Consider the following 16928-nt stretch of genomic DNA (forward strand, 5'->3'; position numbering starts at 1 on the left):
GCGACGCCGGCCGAATCATAGCCGCGATATTCGAGCCTTTTCAACGCATCGACGATAAGCGGCGCGACCGGCGAGTTACCGACAATTCCAACGATACCGCACATCGCGCTTGCCCCCGATTCCGACCTCAAACCCGGCGCTATTTAGAGACTGCCGGACTGTCGCGAAAAATCACATTCCATTTCGCCCGGTATCAGCCGGACTATCCTGCACAGATGCACCATGACAGGGCGCACTTGCAATCCGGTTACTGCAATTGCTCAGTTTCTCCGCTTCTGTATCCTATCTCGGCCCAACGGCTCCAGAAATCAGTCAAAGACATGATCCCGCTCTTCGCGCCTACCCTTTTTTGCGGGCCGCCGCGGCCGAAGCAAACCGTTCGCGCAACTCCTTGCCCTTGCCGGGTAGAGTCCGCTGGCGGGCGCGGCCGAAGGCCAGCGCATCGTCGGGTACGCTTTCGGTAATGACGCTGCCCGAGGCGATGTAGCCGCCCTTGCCGATCGACACCGGTGCCACCAGCGAGGAGTTCGAGCCGATGAAGGCCCCCTCGCCGATGTCGGTGAAGAATTTCGAATACCCGTCATAATTGCACGTGATGGTGCCGGCGCCAATATTGGCGCCTGCGCCGATGCGGGCATCGCCGATATAGGTCAGGTGGTTGACCTTCGCGCCCTCCTCGACGATCGCCTGCTTTACCTCGCAGAAATTGCCGACCTTGGCTTTGTTTCTTAGATCGGCCCCGGGCCGCAGCCGCGCGAACGGCCCGACATCGCAATTCGACGCGATGGTGGCGCCTTCGATATGGCTGAAGGCATGGATCTTGGCGCCCGTCGCGATTCTCACGCCTGGGCCGAACCAGACATTGGGCTCGACAATCGTGTCGGCGCCGATCTCGGTGTCGTGCGAGAAGAACACGGTTTCGGGCGCAACCAGTGTCACCCCGGAAAGCATCGCTTCCTGCCGTCGACGCGCCTGCCAGATACCTTCCGCCTGGGCAAGCTCGGCACGGTTGTTGATGCCGAGCGCATTCTCGAAACTGGCTTCGGTGGCTGCGACATCAAGTCCCTGCGCAGCGGCGATCTCGACGATGTCGGTGAGATAATACTCACCCTTGGCGTTCTTGCTGCCGACTTGATCGAGCAGCTTCAGCGCGTGCCTGCCGGCGACCGCCATCAGCCCGCCATTGCAGAAGGTGATTTTCTTCTCCTCGTCCGAGCAGTCCTTCTCCTCGCGGATGGCCACGAGCTTGCCGGCCTTTTCGATAAGCCGGCCGTAGCCCGAAGGATTTTCCGTACGGAAGCCGACCACGACGACGGCCGCACCTTCGGCCAGCTTCAGCCGCGCCGCCGCGAGCGCTTCTGGATCGATCAACGGCGTGTCGCCAAACATCACCAGGATGTCGTCATACCCCTTTGATATTGCTGCGCGCGCGGCAAGCACGGCGTGCGCGGTGCCAAGACGTTTCTCCTGGACGAAAGCTTCGGCCTTGGGCGCAAACTTGAGTGCGGCCTTGCGCATGTCATCGGCGCCATGGCCGATCACCAGCGCCAGATCGCCGCTGCCGGCGGCTTCGGCCGCCTTGACGACATGGGCAACCATTGGCAGGCCGGCGATTGTGTGCAGCACTTTCGGCACGGCACTCTTCATGCGCGTGCCTTCGCCGGCAGCGAGGATGATGGACAGGCAGGATCTCTGGCTCATGGGACAGCAACCGTTGAAAGGGATCTGGAATCGGAGCGTTAGTAGCACCGGCGCCATGCTGCACCAATGCGGTTAAATTCCGGTGAGACGGTGGAACCTCCAACCCGCGGCACGCTCAGGCCGATCGGCTCAGGCGGCTTCCGCCTCGTTGCGTGATGCGAAGCTGGGGGCTCGGCCACGGCCGTATTGCCGTGGCGAACAGTTCATGACCCGCTTGAAAGCAGTGCTGAAGGCGCTTTCGGATTCGTAGCCGAGCGACAGCGCGATGACGGCGACGGGATCGCTGGAATTCGTCAGCCGATCCCCGGCCAGCAGCATTCGCCAGCGCGTCAAATAGTCCATCGGCGACGCGCCGACCGTCTCCTTGAATCTGAGTGCAAAGGTCGATCGCGACATGCCGGCCCGTTCCGCCAATTCCTGCAACGTCCAGCCATGCGCCGGATCGTCATGCATGGCGCTGATCGCCGCGCCCATCTGTTTGTCCGAGAGGGCAAAGAGCCAGCCGACGCCACCTTTCAATCCTTCTGAAAGATGCAGCCGCAACGCCTGAACCAGCATCATGTGAGCAAGGTGCTGGATCACCAGAAAGCCGCCCGGTTGTGGCTCGCGCAGCTCCTGCATCATCCGCTCCACCGACCAGCGCAGCGCCGACTTGTCCGACTCTTTGCGGATATGCACAATGGCTGGCAGCATCCGCAACAGGATGCCGGCATGATTGCCGCCAAGCGCGAAGCGGCTGCTGACCAGAAAGAAATCACCGCCGCCATTGTGGGTCACGACACCGCCGGCTCGCGCAGGCGGAAAAATCTTGACGGCTTCAACAGGCGACAAACTCATGTCGCTTGCAAGGCGGAAAGGCCGCCCACTCGGCAACAGGAAGCAGTCCCCCGTCTCAAGGCGCACTGCGTCGGCAACGCCCTCTACTGACAGCCAGCACCGGCCGGAGACCACCGCTCCGGTCTTGATGCTTTGCTGCTGGTCGGGGAACTGGATCGACCATTCACCACCTGCATCGAAGCCGGCCGACATATAGTTTCGCGGCTTCAGCAGCGAGAGCACATCTGAAAGAGGATCCACGTGTCATTCCGGACGATTGCGAAGATAATACGGACTTTACCGCATAGATCGTATTTCCTCAAGCGCCTATCACGACGTCATCGGGCCGCGAAAATGGTCGTGGTCAGAAACGAACAAGGACAAGTCGTGATGCGTGTTTTCGTTACCGGAGCGACCGGATTCGTCGGTTCTGCCGTCGTTCAAGAACTCATCGGCGCCGGCCATCAGGTGCTCGGCCTCGCCCGCTCGGAGGCATCGGCCAAGTCGCTCGCCGCCACTGGAGCCGAGGTGCATCGAGGCGACCTCGAAGACGTGGAGAGCCTGCGCAGGGGCGCGGCAGCCGCCGATGCGGTTATCCACACCGGGTTCAACCATGACTTCTCGAAGTTCGCGCAAAACTGCGAGATGGACCGGCGTGCCATCGAGGTGATGGGCGGAGCACTCGAAGGCTCCGAGCGCCTCCTGCTCGTCACCTCGGGGACCGCGCTCCAGGCTCGGGGCCGTATCGCGACCGAGGAAGATGCGCCTGTCCCCTCTTCCGCTTCGTATCCCCGCGCCTCCGAAGCGACAGCCGCCGCGCTGGCGGCACGCGGGGTGCGCGCATCGGTTGTCCGCCTTCCTCCGTCGGTCCATGGCCAGGGCGACCACGCCTTTGTTCCTATTCTCATCGACTTCGCTCGCAAGAAGGGCGTGTCGGTCTATATCGACGAAGGGCTCAATCGCTGGCCTGCCGTGCATCGGTTCGATGCCGCCCGCGTCTACCGCCTTGCGCTCGAGCATGGAGCCGGTGGCGCGCGATATCACGCGATCGCCGAAGAAGGCGTGCCGTTCAAGGACATCGCCGGCGTGATCGGCCGGCGCCTGAACGTGCCGGTGCTCGCCAAGTCCGCGGAAGAAGCCGCCGATCATTTTGGCTGGTTCGCGATGTTCGCGGCGATGGATGTCCCGACCTCGAGCGAACGGACCCAGGCGCTGCTGGGGTGGGCGCCGAGCGGCCCCGGGCTCATCGCCGATATCGACCAGCCGGGCTATTTCGAAGGCTGAACAGACCACGTCGGGCTACAAACCTAGCCCAATTGCCCCAGCACCGGAATATTCTCGAGCAGCCAATATGACATGGTCTGCACGCCGCCGGTCAGGAAAAACACGCCGGCGACCACCAGCAGCGCGCCGATGGCTTTTTCGACGCGGCCGAGATGGACGCGGAATTTCGAGAGAAAGCGCATGAAGGCGCCGGAAAACAGCGCAGCGATCAGGAACGGAATACCGAGGCCGAGCGAGTAGGCGGCAAGCAGCAGCGCGCCCTCGCCCACCGTCTCGCGACCGCCGGCAAGCGTCAGGATCGGCCCCAGCACCGGGCCGATACAGGGCGTCCAGCCAAAGGCGAAGGCCAAGCCCATGACGTAAGCGGCGATCAGGCTGGCCGGCTTGCCTTGCGACTGGAAGCGCGCCTCGCGTGACAGCAAAGGGATACGCAGTACGCCAAGGAAATTCAGCCCCATCAGGATGATCAGCACACCGGCCACCATTGCCAGCGGCTCCTGCCAGACCCGTAATAGATGGCCGATGGTCGAGGCGCCAGCGCCGAGCGCGACGAAAACGGTCGAGAAGCCGAGCACGAAGGCGATGGAGGAATTAACCAGCGCGCCTCGCGCACCGGCCTTTGCCGTAATGCCGGCCTCGCCGCGGAAATCGTCGACGGACACGCCGGCCATATAGCACAGGTAAGGCGGCACCAGTGGCAGCACGCAGGGGGACAGGAACGAAATTGCTCCCGCCCCGATCGCACTGACATAGCCGACGTCCAACGCCATTTCCGTCTCCCGATGACTGCGCAGCATATAGCCGCGACAACAGCCGTCCGCCAATCACCATCGCGTGGCCCCCATCACATTGGGTAGCAAGTCGACGCCGTCGCCTGGATCAATGGAGAACAGCGCGGGAAGAAAGGGCAGCCGGGCAGCGTTGATCAGAAGAAGTCGCGGTTCCGCGCGCTTTTCGAACATTCAGGGAGAGGTCCATGAAAACGATCGCAATTGGCATGGCGGCGCTTTTGCTCGGCACTGCCGGATCCTTCGCCGCCGAGGCGTGGAAGGAAGCGGAGGTCGGCGGCATCAAGATCTACACCGATGCCAGCGGCATGACGCTCTACACCTACGACAAGGACGAGGCCGGCAAGTCGAACTGTTACGACAAATGTGCCGCCAATTGGCCTCCGCTGAAGGCTGACGCCAACGCCAAGGCCGAGGGCGAATGGACGATCGTCGACCGCACCGACGGCACCAGGATGTGGGCCTACGAAGGCAAGCCGCTCTACACGTTCATCAAGGACAAGAAGGCCGGCGACGTCACCGGCGAGGGTGTCGGCGGCGTCTGGCATATCGCCAAGGCCGACTAAGCTTTTGAGCTTCTGATCCGCTGTAACAGGCGGTAACACGGCTGGTCGCTGGGAACTTGACCCAACCGCCCGGCGGCCAGCTTTTCAGCACGCCAATTCTTTGCAACTATCCGGGCAAATGCCGGGCTACCGATTGCGCGCTTCACAGCATCTGTTCAAGCGGGGCTGGCGCGTGCTCGATGTTTCTCTTATATCCGCGGGAGAATTTGTCCCGTTCTCCAGGATCAATTGCCGGGTTTGTCCAGCGATAGGCTGCTCATTTCCCTTGTCCAGGATTGCGGAAATCGCATGGCGCGCCGTTGGGTTGCGCATTCGGTGCAGGGCCGCATTTTGACTGCTTGGCCTTGACCGGATGCAAAAGCGCGGCCATGTGAGCGACACATTGAACGAGATTTCGTCGCGCGCAGCGGAATTCTTCTGCCGCATCACAACTGATATGAGACCGTATGGACGTCGTCGTCGTCGAATCGCCGGCCAAGGCGAAGACAATCAACAAGTACCTCGGCAAGAACTACAAGGTTCTGGCTTCGTTCGGCCATGTCCGCGATCTGCCGGCCAAGGACGGCTCGGTGCGTCCGGATGAGGACTTTGCCATGTCCTGGGCCGTTGACACCGCGTCTGGAAAGCGTCTCGCCGATATCGCCAAGGCGGTCAAGGACGCCGACGGGCTGATCCTCGCCACCGATCCGGACCGCGAGGGCGAAGCGATCTCCTGGCATGTCCTGGAAGTGCTGAAGCAAAAGCGAGCACTGAAGGACAAGCCGGTCAGCCGCGTCGTCTTCAACGCCATCACCAAGGCGTCGGTGCTGGAGGCGATGGCCAATCCCCGCCAGATCGATGCGCCGCTGGTCGATGCCTATCTCGCCCGCCGTGCGCTCGACTATCTGGTCGGCTTCACGCTGTCGCCCGTGCTGTGGCGCAAACTGCCCGGCGCCCGGTCCGCCGGCCGTGTCCAGTCGGTGGCGCTGCGTCTGGTCTGCGACCGCGAATCCGAAATCGAGCGCTTCATCCGCGAGGAATACTGGCAGGTCGCCGCCATTCTCGGCACGCCACGCAAGGAAAATTTCGAGGCGCGGCTGACCACCTTCGAGCGCAAGAAGCTGCAAAAGCTCGACATTTCCAACAAGGCGCAGGCCGACGACATCAAGGCGATGCTCGAAGGCGCCAGCTTCAAGGCGGCGTCGGTCGAAGCCAAGCCGACCAAGCGCAATCCCGGGCCGCCCTTCACCACCTCGACGCTGCAGCAGGCAGCCTCGTCGGGTCTCGGCTTTTCGGCCAACCGCACCATGCAGGTGGCGCAGCGGCTCTATGAGGGCATGGAGATCGGCGGTGAGACCACTGGCCTGATCACCTATATGCGGACCGACGGCGTGCAGATGGCACCGGAGGCGATCTCTGCCGCACGCGATGCGATCGCCAAGGAATTCGGTGCCAAATACCTGCCTGAAAAACCGCGCTACTATTCCGCCAAGGCCAAGAATGCCCAGGAGGCGCACGAAGCGATCCGTCCGACCGATTTCATGCGCACGCCGGCTTCCGTCAGGCAGTATCTCGACCCCGACCAGGCGCGGCTTTACGAGATGATCTGGAAACGCGCCATCGCCAGCCAGATGCAGCCGGCCGAGATAGAGCGCACCACGGTCGAGATCGAGGCCATCAACGGTTCGCGTACCGCCGAGCTTCGTGCTGTCGGCTCCGTTGTTCGCTTCGACGGCTTCCTTGCTGCCTACATCGAGCAAAAGGAAGAAGATTCGGAAGACGAGGAAAGCCGCCGCCTGCCCGAGATCCGTGCCGGCGAGCAGCTCACACGCGAGGCGATCAACGCCACCCAGCACACCACCGAGCCGCCGCCGCGTTATTCGGAAGCTTCGCTGATCAAGAAGCTGGAAGAGCTGGGCATCGGCCGGCCGTCGACCTATACGGCGATCCTGAAGACGCTCGAGGATCGCGATTACGTCACCATCGACAAGCGCAAGCTGGTGCCACAGGCCAAGGGCCGGCTATTGTCAGCCTTCCTCGAAAGCTTCTTCGAGCGTTATGTCGAGTACGACTTCACCGCATCGCTCGAGGAGAAACTCGATGAAATCTCCGACGGCAAGCTCGCCTGGAAGGACGTGCTGCGCGATTTCTGGAAGGATTTTTCCGGCGCCGTCGCCGACATCAAGGAGCTGCGGGTCACCGACGTCCTCGATGCGTTGAACGAGGAACTGGCGCCGCTGGTGTTTCCCGCGCGCGAAGACGGTTCGAACCCGCGCATCTGTCCGAAATGCGGCACCGGCAACCTGTCGCTGAAGCTCGGCAAGTTCGGCGCCTTCGTCGGCTGTTCGAACTATCCCGAATGCTCCTTCACCCGCCAGCTTGGCGACGCCGCCAATCCCAATGGCGAGAACGGCGGTGGCGAAGACGGCACCAAATTGCTCGGCAAGGACCCCTATACCGCCGAGGAGATCACGCTGCGCAATGGCCGGTTCGGCCCCTATATCCAGCGCGGCGACGGCAAGGATGCCAAGCGCTCCAGCCTGCCCAAGGGCTGGACTGCCGATTCGATCGATCATGAAAAGGCGCTCGCCTTGTTGTCGCTGCCGCGCGACGTCGGCAAGCATCCGGAATCCGGCAAGATGATTTCGGCCGGGCTGGGGCGCTACGGGCCGTTCGTGCTGCATGACGGCACCTACGCCAATCTCGACAGCATCGAGGACGTGTTCTCGATCGGCCTCAATCGCGCCGTCTCGGTGATCGCCGAGAAGCAATTGAAGAGCAAAGGCGGCCGCAATGGCGGCACAGCCGCTGCGCTCAAGGAACTTGGCGAGCATCCTTCCGGCGGCGGCAAGATCGTCGTGCGCGACGGCAAATACGGCCCTTATGTGAATTTCGGCAAGGTCAATGCGACGCTGCCGAAGGGCAAGGATCCGCAATCGGTGACGATCGACGATGCCGTGGCGCTCATTGCGGAAAAGGAAGCCAAGGGCGGCAATGGCGCCAGGAAGCCCTTCCGCAAAGCGGCCGCGCCTGCCAAGAAACCGGCTGCAGCCAAAAAACCGGCGGCCAGGAAAAAGGGATAGGACGGGTTGGCGCGCAAAGTCTCCGGAAGAAGCCACGGCGATCTGCGCACCGCCGATACCCGCGCCAAGGTCAGGGACAATTACCGGCCGTCACGCGACGAGATACTGCGTTACATCGCCGAAAATCCGGACCGCGCCGGAAAACGCGACATCGCCAAGGCGTTTGCGCTACGCGGCGAAGACCGTATCTGGCTGAAGGACGTCTTGCGCGACCTGCAGGATGAAGGCCTGCTGACCAAGGAGCGCAAGCGGCTCGCCCGTGTCGGCGCCCTGCCCCACGTCGCGGTGCTCGACATCTTCGGCCGCGACGCCGATGGTGTGCTGCTGGCGCACCCGACCGAAGCGATCGGCAATGGCGAACCTCCGGTCATAGCGATCCGCGTGTCGCGCGGCGGCAATGGGCCGACGCCTGGTATCGGCGACCGCGTGCTGGCCAAGACCTTTCCGACCGACGATCCGGCAGGCCCCGCCTATACCGGCCGGGTTATGAAGATATTCGAGAAGCGCACCGATGCGGTTCTCGGCGTTTTTCGCGTGCTGAAGGACGGCACGTTCCGCATCGAGCCGGTGGAAAGGCGCCAGCCCGACCTGGTCGTCGACAAGGAATTCCAGAACGGCGCCAAGAACGGCGACCTGGTCGAGGTCGAGCCGGCGCGGGCCTCCCGCTACGGGCTGCCGAGAGCCAAGGTTCTAGCGGTGTTGGGCTCGCTGACCAGCGAAAAGGCGGTCTCGATGATCGCCATTCATGCACACGACATTCCGCATATTTTTCCCGCCGACGTCATCGCCGAGGCGGAGGCGGTCAAGCCGGCGACGCTTGCCGGCCGCGAGGATTGGCGCGAGCTGCCGCTGCTCACCATCGATCCGGCCGACGCCAAGGATCATGATGACGCGGTGTTCGCCATGCCCGACACCGACGAGAAGAACGCCGGCGGCGTGGTTGTCACCGTCGCCATTGCCGATGTCGCTGCATACGTGCGCTATGGCACGGCGCTCGATCGCGAAGCCCTGAAGCGCGGCAATTCTGTCTATTTCCCCGACCGCGTCGTGCCGATGCTGCCGGAGCGCATCTCGAACGACCTCTGTTCACTGCGCGAGGGCCAGGATCGTCCGGCGATAGCGGTGCGGATGACTTTCTCGGCCGATGGCCACAAACTCAGACACTCGTTCCATCGCGTCATGATGAAGTCGGCGGCGAAACTCGCCTATCAGCAGGCGCAAGCGGCGATCGACGGCGCACCGGACGACACGACTGGCCCGATCCTCGATGCGGTGCTGAAGCCGCTATGGGACGCCTACGCGATCCTGAAGCGCGGCCGCGACACGCGCCAGCCGCTTGAACTCGATCTGCCCGAGCGCAAGATCCTGCTCAAGCAGGACGGCACCGTCGACAAGGTCGTCGTGCCGGAGCGGCTCGATGCGCACAAGCTGATCGAAGAGTTCATGATCCAGGCCAATGTCGCCGCCGCCGAGACACTCGAGGCGAAGCGGCAGGCGCTGGTCTACCGCATCCACGATGCGCCTTCGCTTGCCAAGCAGGAATCGCTGCGTGAATTCCTGCAGACGCTAGGCCTGTCGTTGGCGCGCGGCGCGCAGATGCGGCCGAACCAGTTCAACGGCATCCTCGCTCGTGTGCGCGGCGCCGACAATGAGGGACTGGTCAACGAAGTGGTGCTGCGCTCGCAAAGCCAGGCCGAATATTCGCCTGCCAATATCGGCCATTTCGGCCTCAATCTTAAGCGCTATGCGCATTTCACCTCGCCGATCCGCCGCTATGCCGACCTGATCGTGCATCGCGGGCTGATTGCCGCACTCGGCCTTGGTCCGGGCGGCCTGACGCAGGACGAGGCGGAACGGCTGGAAGAGGTCTCGGCGCTGATTTCGGCGACCGAGCGGCGCGCGATGGCCGCCGAGCGCGACACGGTCGACCGCCTGATCGCCGCCTATCTCGCCGAGCGCATCGACGACCGCTTCGACGCCCGCATCTCGGGCGTCACCAAATCGGGCCTGTTTGTCCAATTGCCGCAGTATGGCGCGGATGGCTTCATTCCGGTTTCAACCCTGGGCGGCGACTACTATATATACGACGAAACTGCTCGATCGCTTTTCGGAGAACGCACCGGCAAGGGCTATCAGCTTGCTGATCGCGTCGAGGTTCGCCTGATCGAGGTGGCGCCGATGGCCGGCGCGATGCGTTTCGAGATGCTGACCGAGCCAAAGCCGCTGCCCGGCTCCAAACGGTCGTTCCACAAGGCCAAAGGCCGCGCCCGGGCGTCGCAATCGCGTCCAGGCTCCCGCGGCAGGAGACGGTAATGCCAACAGAACTGCAGGTGGAAGAACGGGTTTTCGGCGGCGAACATCACTCGGGCCGGACCGCCCGGCCGCTATGGACGGCAATGAAGCGCGGGATGCTCGGCCGCTGCCCGCATTGCGGCGAGGGCAAGCTGTTTCGCGCCTTCGTCAAGACCGTCGACAAATGCGATCATTGCGGCGAGCAGCTCTACCACCATCGCGCCGACGACCTGCCGGCCTATCTTGTGGTGGTCATTGTCGGCCACATCGTGCTTGGCGCTTTCATGGGTGTCGAGGCGACTTCGACGCTGTCGACCTGGCAGCACATCGCCATCTGGGTGCCATTGACCATCATTCTCGCCGTCGTCCTGCTGCAGCCAGTCAAGGGCGCTGTCATCGGCTTGCAATGGGCGTTTTATATGCACGGCTTTGGCGGTGACGAAGATCTGATCGAGTCGCATCCCGAGGCTTGAAACCGAGGCTGGCGCAATCGGCATGGCTGGACGCCACTTTCGCATCGGAGAAGATTCCGCTAGGTCGAGCGCATGGACGTTGTGACCAAGGCGGAAGTCGACAAGGTCGAGCGGGTCCCGCTCGACGCCAAGCCTATACACCCGCGCGACGCCGCGACGCTGATCCTGCTCGACCGCAAGGGCGACGAGTTCCTGGTGCTGATGGGCCGCCGCCACGCCCGTCATGCCTTCATGCCGGGAAAATTCGTGTTTCCGGGCGGCCGCACCGATCCGGCCGACAGCCACATCCCGACAGCCACCGCACTTCATCCCGACGAAGAAGCGAGATTGACCGCTGGCATCGGCCGCACCAGCCCGGTCCGCGCCCGCGCCATTGCCCTGTCGGCAATCCGCGAAACCTATGAGGAGGCCGGCCTGCTGATCGGCCAAAAAGGGGTCTTCGCAACCGCCAAGCGCGACTGGCAGGGTTTTGTCGAGCACGGCGTCATCCCATCACTGCAAGCGCTGCGCTTCGTCGCACGCGCCATCACCCCGCCCAACCGGGTGCGCCGGTTCGATACGCGTTTTCTCGCCGCATGGCGCGACGATGTCGCCGTGGAACTGCCGGATGGCGGTCCGACCAACGAATTGGAGGACGTCGTTTGGCTGCCGCTGGCCAAGGCCAGGCAAGCAGATATCCCAGACATCACGCGCACGGTCCTGGAGGAACTGGAAACCCGGCTCGCCCAGGATCCGCTGCTGAGCCCCGGCGGTCGCGTGCCGTTCTACCGGCTTGTCCGCAATCGGTTCGTCCGCGAAATTCTCTAGAGCAGCCAGGCATTCCATGACAGTCGACATCCAGCCGCAGGGCAAGGAACGCGTACACTGGCTGCCGATGGTCGCGGCGATCTCGTCGATCAGCGTCGTCGGCATTGCCATCGGCCTCGGCATGCCGCTGCTCAGCGTGATCCTTGAAACGCGCGGCCACTCCGCGTCGATGATCGGCCTCAACACCGCGGTCGCCGGCCTCGCCTCGATCGCCGGCGCGCCGCTCGCCACTCCGCTTGCCATGCGGTTCGGGGTCGCCTGGACAATGCTTGCCATGATTGCGGCCGGAGCGCTGGCCTTTGTCGGTTTCCATTTCGCGCCAGCTTTCTGGATGTGGTTTCCGCTGCGGGTCCTGCTGCATATCGCGCTGACGGTGCTGTTCATCCTGTCGGAATTCTGGATCAGCACCTCGGCGCCGCCACACCGGCGCGGACTGGTCCTCGGCATCTATGCCACCGTGCTGTCTCTCGGCTTTGCCGCCGGGCCTTGGCTGTTCGCCCACCTTGGCAGTAGCGGTTTCCTCCCTTTCGGCGTCACCATCGCGCTGGTTACGCTGGCTGCCATACCGGTGCTGGCGGCACGCAACGAGAGCCCGACGATCGTCTCGGACGGCGAAACCAGCAATTTCCTGCGTTATATCTGGCTGGTGCCGACGGCAACCGCCGCCGTGCTGGTATTCGGCGCGGTCGAGACCGGCGGCTTTGCGCTGTTCCCCGTCTATGGTAGCCGCATCGGCTACTCAGAGGCGGACGCAGCCCTTTTGCTCACCATGATCGGCCTCGGCAACGTGCTGCTTCAGATCCCGATCGGCATGATCAGCGACCGCGTCAGCGACCGCCGGTATTTGCTGATGGCCTGTGCCACCGTCGGGCTTGCCGGCACAATCTTCATGCCGTTCTTCGCGCAGAACTGGCATTTGATGGCAGCGCTTCTGTTCGTCTGGGGCGGTGTGGTCGCTGCCATGTACACAATCGGCCTGGCGCATCTCGGCTCGCAGCTTTCCGGCCATGAATTGGCCTCCGCCAACGCCGCCTTCGTGCTCTGCTACGGTGTCGGCATGGTGCTTGGCCCGCAGGCGATCGGCATCGGCATGGACGCTTTCGGGCCGTCGGGCTTCGGTTGGGCGCTCGGCCTGTTCTTCGCCTGCTATATCGTGCTGGTCGGCACCGGGCTGCTCCGCAAAATCCTCTGAGTCGGTCCAGCTTCCGACATCGCTCCCACTGCTGACCAACTACTGACATAACCATGTCAGGAGGGCTCGAGTATATGCTCCCCAAAGTGCATAAGCAGGGAGACCTCGGATGATCGATAGTGGCTTTGAAACGAAATCGCTGCGGATGGAATTGCTGCTGCTGGTGACCTTTCAGGCACCGGCAGCTGATGTCGATCGCATCATGGAAGCGGTGGTCGCGATCGCGCCGCTCAGAATAGGCAAATATGACAGCAATGCTTTTCAGTCGGCGGACGGCATCGAACGCTACCGGCCGCTTGAAGGTGCCGCCGCCGGCGCCGAGACGGAATTGCGCAGGCGGCCTGGGACTGTCGAGGTGTCGTTCGAACTGCCCGATGATCAGAAGCTCGCCGCTCGCGTCGTCGAAGCGATTTACCAGGTTCACAGCTATCAGGAGCCGGTGATCCGCATTCAGCCACTGCTTGCCAGCCGCTCCAAGGGTCTCGACGACCGCGCCAACCCGAACCGCTGGTGGAACACGACGGGCGATTGGAAGAAGGTGTTGCCAGTCACGGAAGACGCATGAACCTGGACAAGGGTAAACGTGGACAAGGGTTGACTTTCCGGGCGCGTTCTTTATGTGTCGCGGCAAGTTTCCCGCGTCCGGGTGTTTCCCGTGCTCCAGCGGCCAAAACTCCACGAACATTAACGGACGAACATCATGGCCAAAGCCGCAAACATCAAGATCAAGCTTCTGTCGACCGCCGACACCGGTTTCTTCTACGTGACCAGCAAGAACAGCCGCACCAAGACGGACAAGCTGTCGTTCCGCAAATACGACCCGGTCGCCAAGAAGCACGTCGAATTCAAGGAAACCAAGATCAAGTAATCGGGTTTCTCTCGCAGTACTGAAACGCCGCCTTCCGGGCGGCGTTTTTCGTTTCGGGAATTCAGGACTAGAGCATTTTGCAGCCAAATGGAATCATTTGGCGTCCGCATAAATGCGGCAAAACAGATAGTTAGAGCGAGTTACCGGTTCCAAGAGAACCGGAACCGCTCTAGTCGATGCGATCGCCGCTTGCCGGATCGAACAGATGCAGCGACGCCGGATCAGCCGACAGGCGCACGCCTTCACCCGGTTTCACGCTGGCCCGGCCCATGGCAAACACGCAGACCTGCTGGCCGGCAAGCCTGGTATAGAACTGGGTCGACAAGCCGAGCGGCTCCACCACGCCCACCTCGCCTTTCAGCGCGCCATTGTCGGCGAGCCGGATATGCTCGGGCCGCAAGCCGACGGTGATCGCATCGCCATCCCTGAGCGGCAGGCCGTCGGGCAGCCTCAGCTTCTGGCCGTCGGCCAGGATGGCATCCGGCCCGGCGCCCTTTTCAACCACGGCAGGCAGAAAATTCATGCCGGGCGAGCCGATGAACCCGGCGACGAACATGTTGATCGGCCGGTCGTACAGATCGAGCGGCGCGCCGACCTGCTGGACGAGGCCGTCATGCATAACGACGATACGGTCGGCCATTGTCATCGCTTCGGTCTGGTCATGGGTGACATAGACCGAAGTGGTCTTCAATTGCTGGTGCAGCGCCTTTATCTCGGCACGCATGTGGACGCGCAGCTTGGCGTCGAGGTTCGAAAGCGGCTCGTCAAAGAGAAAGACCTTCGGGTCGCGCACGATGGCCCGTCCCATGGCGACGCGCTGGCGCTGGCCGCCGGACAATTGTCGCGGCAGGCGTTGCAGAAGGGCATCGAGCCCGAGCCGCTTGGCGGCGGCGTCCACCCTTGCTTCGATAGCTGGCTTGCCGGCCTTCCTCAGCATCAGGCTGAAGCCCATGTTCTTCGACACGTCCATATGCGGATAGAGCGCGTATGACTGAAACACCATAGCGATGTCGCGGTCCTTTGGCGCAATGTCGTTAACCAGGCGCTCGCCAATATGGATCTCGCCGCCGGAGACCTCCTCCAGCCCGGCGATCATGCGCAGCAGGGTCGATTTCCCGCAGCCGGACGGGCCGACCAGGACCACGAACTCGCCGTCGGCGATTTCGAGATCGACCGCATGCAGGACGCGCACGGCTCCATAGTCTTTGCGGACTTTGTCGAGTGTGACGGAGGCCATCGATCTATCCCTTGACGGCGCCGGCGGTAAGGCCGGTGACGAGGTAACGTTGCAGGAAGGCAAAGAAGACGCAGACGGGGATCAGCGCCAGGATGGAAGCCGCCATCATTTGTCCCCAGTCGACCGCGAATTTGCCGATATAGGTGAGCAAGCCGACCGCGAAAGTCTTCTGGTCGTCGCTGGAAATCAGCATCAGCGCAAACAGCAACTCGCTCCACGCGGCGGTAAAGACGAAACCAAGCGTCGCCCCCATGCCGGGCAGCGTCAGCGGCACGATCACCTTGCGCATCGCCTGCAGGCGCGTGCAGCCGTCGATCATCGCTGCCTCTTCCAGGTCTCGCGGGATGCCGTCGAAGAACGACTGCATCAGGAAGGTTGCAAAGGCTGTATTGAAGGCGGTGTAGATGATGACGAGGCCGGTCAGGCTGTTGATGAGACCGATCTGCCCCATGATGCGGTAGATCGGCGGAATGACCATCACCAGCGGGAAAGTCTGGGTGAGCAAAAGCAGGATAGCCAGGGTCGCCTTGCCGCGGAACGAAAAACGCGACATGGCGTAGCCGGCAAGCGTGGCAATGACCGTTACGAAGGCAGCCGTCGACACCGAAACGATAACGCTGTTTAGGAAATAGCGCGGAAAATCGGTGGCTTCGAGCACGGTGACGAAGTTCTGCAGCGTCGTTTGCGACGGCCAGAAAGTGATGCCTTCGGAATAGAGCAGCCGCTCCGGCGTGACCGAGATCTTCAACGTCCAGAAGATCGGGAACAGCGCGAAGGCCATGTAGGCTCCGATCGCGCCGTAAAGGCCGATGCCGCCGAGAACGCGCGAGGAGACGGAGCGTCCGGCAATCATCAGACGTGCCTTACCAGCGAACGGCGGATGCCGATCAGCGCAACCGCATAGACGATGAGCAGCACAAGCAGCAGCACCGCCACAGCGGAGGCATAGCCCTTGTCCAGCGACTTGAACGCGCTGACGTAGATATAGACCGGCACCGTGGCCGTCGAACCGGCAGGCCCGCCTTCAGTCATGACGAAGATCAGGTCGGCGAAGGTGGCGATCCATATCGTGCGCAGCATGACGGTAATGACGATGGTTGGCGCCAGGAACGGCAACGTCACCTTGGTAAAGCGTTGCCACGGCGAGGCGCCGTCGATGGCCGCCGCCTCATGCAGTTCTGACGGGATCGACTTCAACGCCGCCAAAAGCGTGATGGCAAAAAAGGGAATGCCGAACCAGACATTGGCGACGATCGGTCCCCACATGGCTGTCGAGGGATCGGAGAGCACGTTGGTTGGCTCGGTCTTCAGCCCCGAGGCGTAGAGCCAATGCGGCAGCGGCCCGATGATCGGGTTGAACAGCCAGGCCCAGGTCAGGCCCGAGAGGAAGGACGGCACCGCCCAGGGCAGGAACACCACCGCCTGCACGATCTTTCTGCCCCGGAACGGCGTGTCTAGCAGCAGCGCCAGGCCAAGGCCGAGGAAGAACTGGAAGAACAGGCTGGCTGCCGTCCACCACAGCGTGTTGACGAGCGCCTGCCCGAGCACGGGATCCGACAGCATCGCCTGATACTGCCCAAGTCCGACATATTCGGATTTGAAAGCGGAGAATTTGCGGAACGAGTAACCGATACCGATAACCAGCGGCACCAGCAGCACGACGACCAGCAGCACGATCGCCGGGCTGAGATAAAGCCAGGGCTCGATTGCGGCATGGGATAGCCGCTTTTTTCGCGGCCTGCCGACGGATCGTATTTCGGACACGGCGTAGGTCATGGGTGCTGGATTGTCTCCTGGGGCAAGCATGGGCTGGCGACAGCGCCTTTCCCGTTTACGGGGAGA

17 protein-coding genes are annotated in these 16928 nt (G+C 62.6%); 9 read left to right on the forward strand and 8 right to left on the reverse strand.

Going from position 1 to position 16928, the window contains the following annotated elements:
• Positions 1–339: 339 nt before the first annotated feature.
• From glmU to NKI79_RS30460, 3 genes are all read right to left on the reverse strand, one after another.
• Complete coding sequence (gene glmU / locus NKI79_RS30450; RefSeq protein WP_352806819.1) at positions 340–1701, reverse strand: bifunctional UDP-N-acetylglucosamine diphosphorylase/glucosamine-1-phosphate N-acetyltransferase GlmU; 1362 nt, start codon at positions 1699–1701, stop codon at positions 340–342.
• A 129-nt stretch (positions 1702–1830) separates the two neighbouring features.
• Positions 1831–2778, reverse strand: a complete 948-nt coding sequence (locus tag NKI79_RS30455) for an AraC family transcriptional regulator (protein ID WP_352806822.1) — start codon at positions 2776–2778, stop codon at positions 1831–1833.
• A 69-nt stretch (positions 2779–2847) separates the two neighbouring features.
• On the reverse strand, positions 2848–2982 hold the full coding sequence (locus NKI79_RS30460; RefSeq protein WP_352806868.1) for a hypothetical protein: 135 nt from the start codon (positions 2980–2982) through the stop codon (positions 2848–2850).
• Between NKI79_RS30460 and NKI79_RS30465 the strand changes: the two genes are divergently transcribed.
• Positions 2968–3801, forward strand: a complete 834-nt coding sequence (locus NKI79_RS30465) for an SDR family oxidoreductase (RefSeq protein ID WP_352806863.1) — start codon at positions 2968–2970, stop codon at positions 3799–3801. The genes NKI79_RS30460 and NKI79_RS30465 overlap by 15 nt on opposite strands.
• A gap of 23 nt (positions 3802–3824) precedes the next feature.
• Here the strand turns inward: NKI79_RS30465 and NKI79_RS30470 are convergent, their stop codons facing one another.
• Together NKI79_RS30470 and NKI79_RS30475 are read right to left on the reverse strand one after the other, a co-directional pair.
• Positions 3825–4571 carry a cytochrome c biogenesis CcdA family protein gene (locus tag NKI79_RS30470; protein ID WP_352806824.1) on the reverse strand — a complete coding sequence of 249 codons (747 nt, stop codon included), beginning with the start codon at positions 4569–4571 and terminating at the stop codon, positions 3825–3827.
• Between the two features lie 54 nt (positions 4572–4625).
• Positions 4626–4763, reverse strand: coding sequence for a hypothetical protein (locus NKI79_RS30475; RefSeq protein WP_352806827.1), 138 nt, complete (start codon positions 4761–4763; stop codon positions 4626–4628).
• A 14-nt stretch (positions 4764–4777) separates the two neighbouring features.
• Here NKI79_RS30475 and NKI79_RS30480 point away from each other — a divergent pair, with 14 nt between their 5' ends.
• The 8 genes from NKI79_RS30480 to rpmG all read left to right on the forward strand — a co-directional run bounded on the left by NKI79_RS30480 (position 4778) and on the right by rpmG (position 13849).
• The gene (locus NKI79_RS30480; RefSeq protein WP_352806829.1) at positions 4778–5155 is read left to right on the forward strand and encodes a COG4315 family predicted lipoprotein; all 378 of its coding nucleotides are present in this window, start codon (positions 4778–4780) and stop codon (positions 5153–5155) included.
• A gap of 446 nt (positions 5156–5601) precedes the next feature.
• A complete protein-coding gene (topA, locus tag NKI79_RS30485) occupies positions 5602–8217 on the forward strand; it encodes a type I DNA topoisomerase (RefSeq protein WP_352806831.1) in 2616 nt (871 codons plus the stop codon).
• A gap of 6 nt (positions 8218–8223) precedes the next feature.
• A complete protein-coding gene (gene rnr, locus NKI79_RS30490) occupies positions 8224–10530 on the forward strand; it encodes a ribonuclease R (RefSeq protein ID WP_502909871.1) in 2307 nt (768 codons plus the stop codon).
• Positions 10530–10982 carry a DUF983 domain-containing protein gene (locus NKI79_RS30495; protein ID WP_352806834.1) on the forward strand — a complete coding sequence of 151 codons (453 nt, stop codon included), beginning with the start codon at positions 10530–10532 and terminating at the stop codon, positions 10980–10982. The genes rnr and NKI79_RS30495 overlap by 1 nt, the downstream gene beginning before the upstream one ends.
• A 72-nt stretch (positions 10983–11054) precedes the next feature.
• Entirely contained in the window at positions 11055–11789 is a 735-nt protein-coding gene (locus NKI79_RS30500; RefSeq protein ID WP_352806836.1) for an NUDIX hydrolase, read from the forward strand.
• A 16-nt stretch (positions 11790–11805) separates the two neighbouring features.
• Positions 11806–12981 carry an MFS transporter gene (locus NKI79_RS30505; protein ID WP_352806838.1) on the forward strand — a complete coding sequence of 392 codons (1176 nt, stop codon included), beginning with the start codon at positions 11806–11808 and terminating at the stop codon, positions 12979–12981.
• Positions 12982–13090: 109 nt separating this feature from the next.
• A complete protein-coding gene (locus NKI79_RS30510) occupies positions 13091–13546 on the forward strand; it encodes a YqfO family protein (protein WP_352806840.1) in 456 nt (151 codons plus the stop codon).
• 135 nt (positions 13547–13681) lie between these two features.
• A complete protein-coding gene (gene rpmG / locus NKI79_RS30515) occupies positions 13682–13849 on the forward strand; it encodes a 50S ribosomal protein L33 (protein WP_006201775.1) in 168 nt (55 codons plus the stop codon).
• A 169-nt stretch (positions 13850–14018) separates the two neighbouring features.
• Here the strand turns inward: rpmG and NKI79_RS30520 are convergent, their stop codons facing one another.
• From NKI79_RS30520 to NKI79_RS30530, 3 genes are read right to left on the reverse strand one after another with little or no spacing between them, the layout of a single operon-like run.
• A complete protein-coding gene (locus NKI79_RS30520) occupies positions 14019–15086 on the reverse strand; it encodes an ABC transporter ATP-binding protein (protein WP_352806842.1) in 1068 nt (355 codons plus the stop codon).
• A gap of 4 nt (positions 15087–15090) precedes the next feature.
• Positions 15091–15939 carry a carbohydrate ABC transporter permease gene (locus NKI79_RS30525; RefSeq protein WP_352706594.1) on the reverse strand — a complete coding sequence of 283 codons (849 nt, stop codon included), beginning with the start codon at positions 15937–15939 and terminating at the stop codon, positions 15091–15093.
• A complete protein-coding gene (locus NKI79_RS30530) occupies positions 15939–16862 on the reverse strand; it encodes a carbohydrate ABC transporter permease (RefSeq protein ID WP_254820141.1) in 924 nt (307 codons plus the stop codon). Before NKI79_RS30530 ends, NKI79_RS30525 begins: the two co-directional genes overlap by 1 nt.
• Positions 16863–16928 lie beyond the last annotated feature (66 nt).

The sequence above is a fragment of the Mesorhizobium sp. M0340 genome (genome assembly GCF_040321535.1).
GTDB lineage: Bacteria > Pseudomonadota > Alphaproteobacteria > Rhizobiales > Rhizobiaceae > Mesorhizobium.

Excerpts from the sequence above, each read along its gene's own strand:
- NKI79_RS30480 (WP_352806829.1), top strand. The coding sequence starts at position 4,778 with ATGAAAACGATCGCAATTGGCATGGCGGCGCTTTTGCTCGGCACTGCC.
- topA (WP_352806831.1), top strand. The coding sequence starts at position 5,602 with ATGGACGTCGTCGTCGTCGAATCGCCGGCCAAGGCGAAGACAATCAAC.
- NKI79_RS30470 (WP_352806824.1), bottom strand. The coding sequence starts at position 4,571 with ATGGCGTTGGACGTCGGCTATGTCAGTGCGATCGGGGCGGGAGCAATT.
- NKI79_RS30505 (WP_352806838.1), top strand. The coding sequence starts at position 11,806 with ATGACAGTCGACATCCAGCCGCAGGGCAAGGAACGCGTACACTGGCTG.
- NKI79_RS30495 (WP_352806834.1), top strand. The coding sequence starts at position 10,530 with ATGCCAACAGAACTGCAGGTGGAAGAACGGGTTTTCGGCGGCGAACAT.
- NKI79_RS30460 (WP_352806868.1), bottom strand. The coding sequence starts at position 2,982 with ATGGCCGGCGCCGATGAGTTCTTGAACGACGGCAGAACCGACGAATCC.
- glmU (WP_352806819.1), bottom strand. The coding sequence starts at position 1,701 with ATGAGCCAGAGATCCTGCCTGTCCATCATCCTCGCTGCCGGCGAAGGC.
- NKI79_RS30510 (WP_352806840.1), top strand. The coding sequence starts at position 13,091 with ATGATCGATAGTGGCTTTGAAACGAAATCGCTGCGGATGGAATTGCTG.
- NKI79_RS30475 (WP_352806827.1), bottom strand. The coding sequence starts at position 4,763 with ATGTTCGAAAAGCGCGCGGAACCGCGACTTCTTCTGATCAACGCTGCC.
- rpmG (WP_006201775.1), top strand. The coding sequence starts at position 13,682 with ATGGCCAAAGCCGCAAACATCAAGATCAAGCTTCTGTCGACCGCCGAC.
- NKI79_RS30530 (WP_254820141.1), bottom strand. The coding sequence starts at position 16,862 with ATGACCTACGCCGTGTCCGAAATACGATCCGTCGGCAGGCCGCGAAAA.
- NKI79_RS30525 (WP_352706594.1), bottom strand. The coding sequence starts at position 15,939 with ATGATTGCCGGACGCTCCGTCTCCTCGCGCGTTCTCGGCGGCATCGGC.
- NKI79_RS30520 (WP_352806842.1), bottom strand. The coding sequence starts at position 15,086 with ATGGCCTCCGTCACACTCGACAAAGTCCGCAAAGACTATGGAGCCGTG.
- NKI79_RS30500 (WP_352806836.1), top strand. The coding sequence starts at position 11,055 with ATGGACGTTGTGACCAAGGCGGAAGTCGACAAGGTCGAGCGGGTCCCG.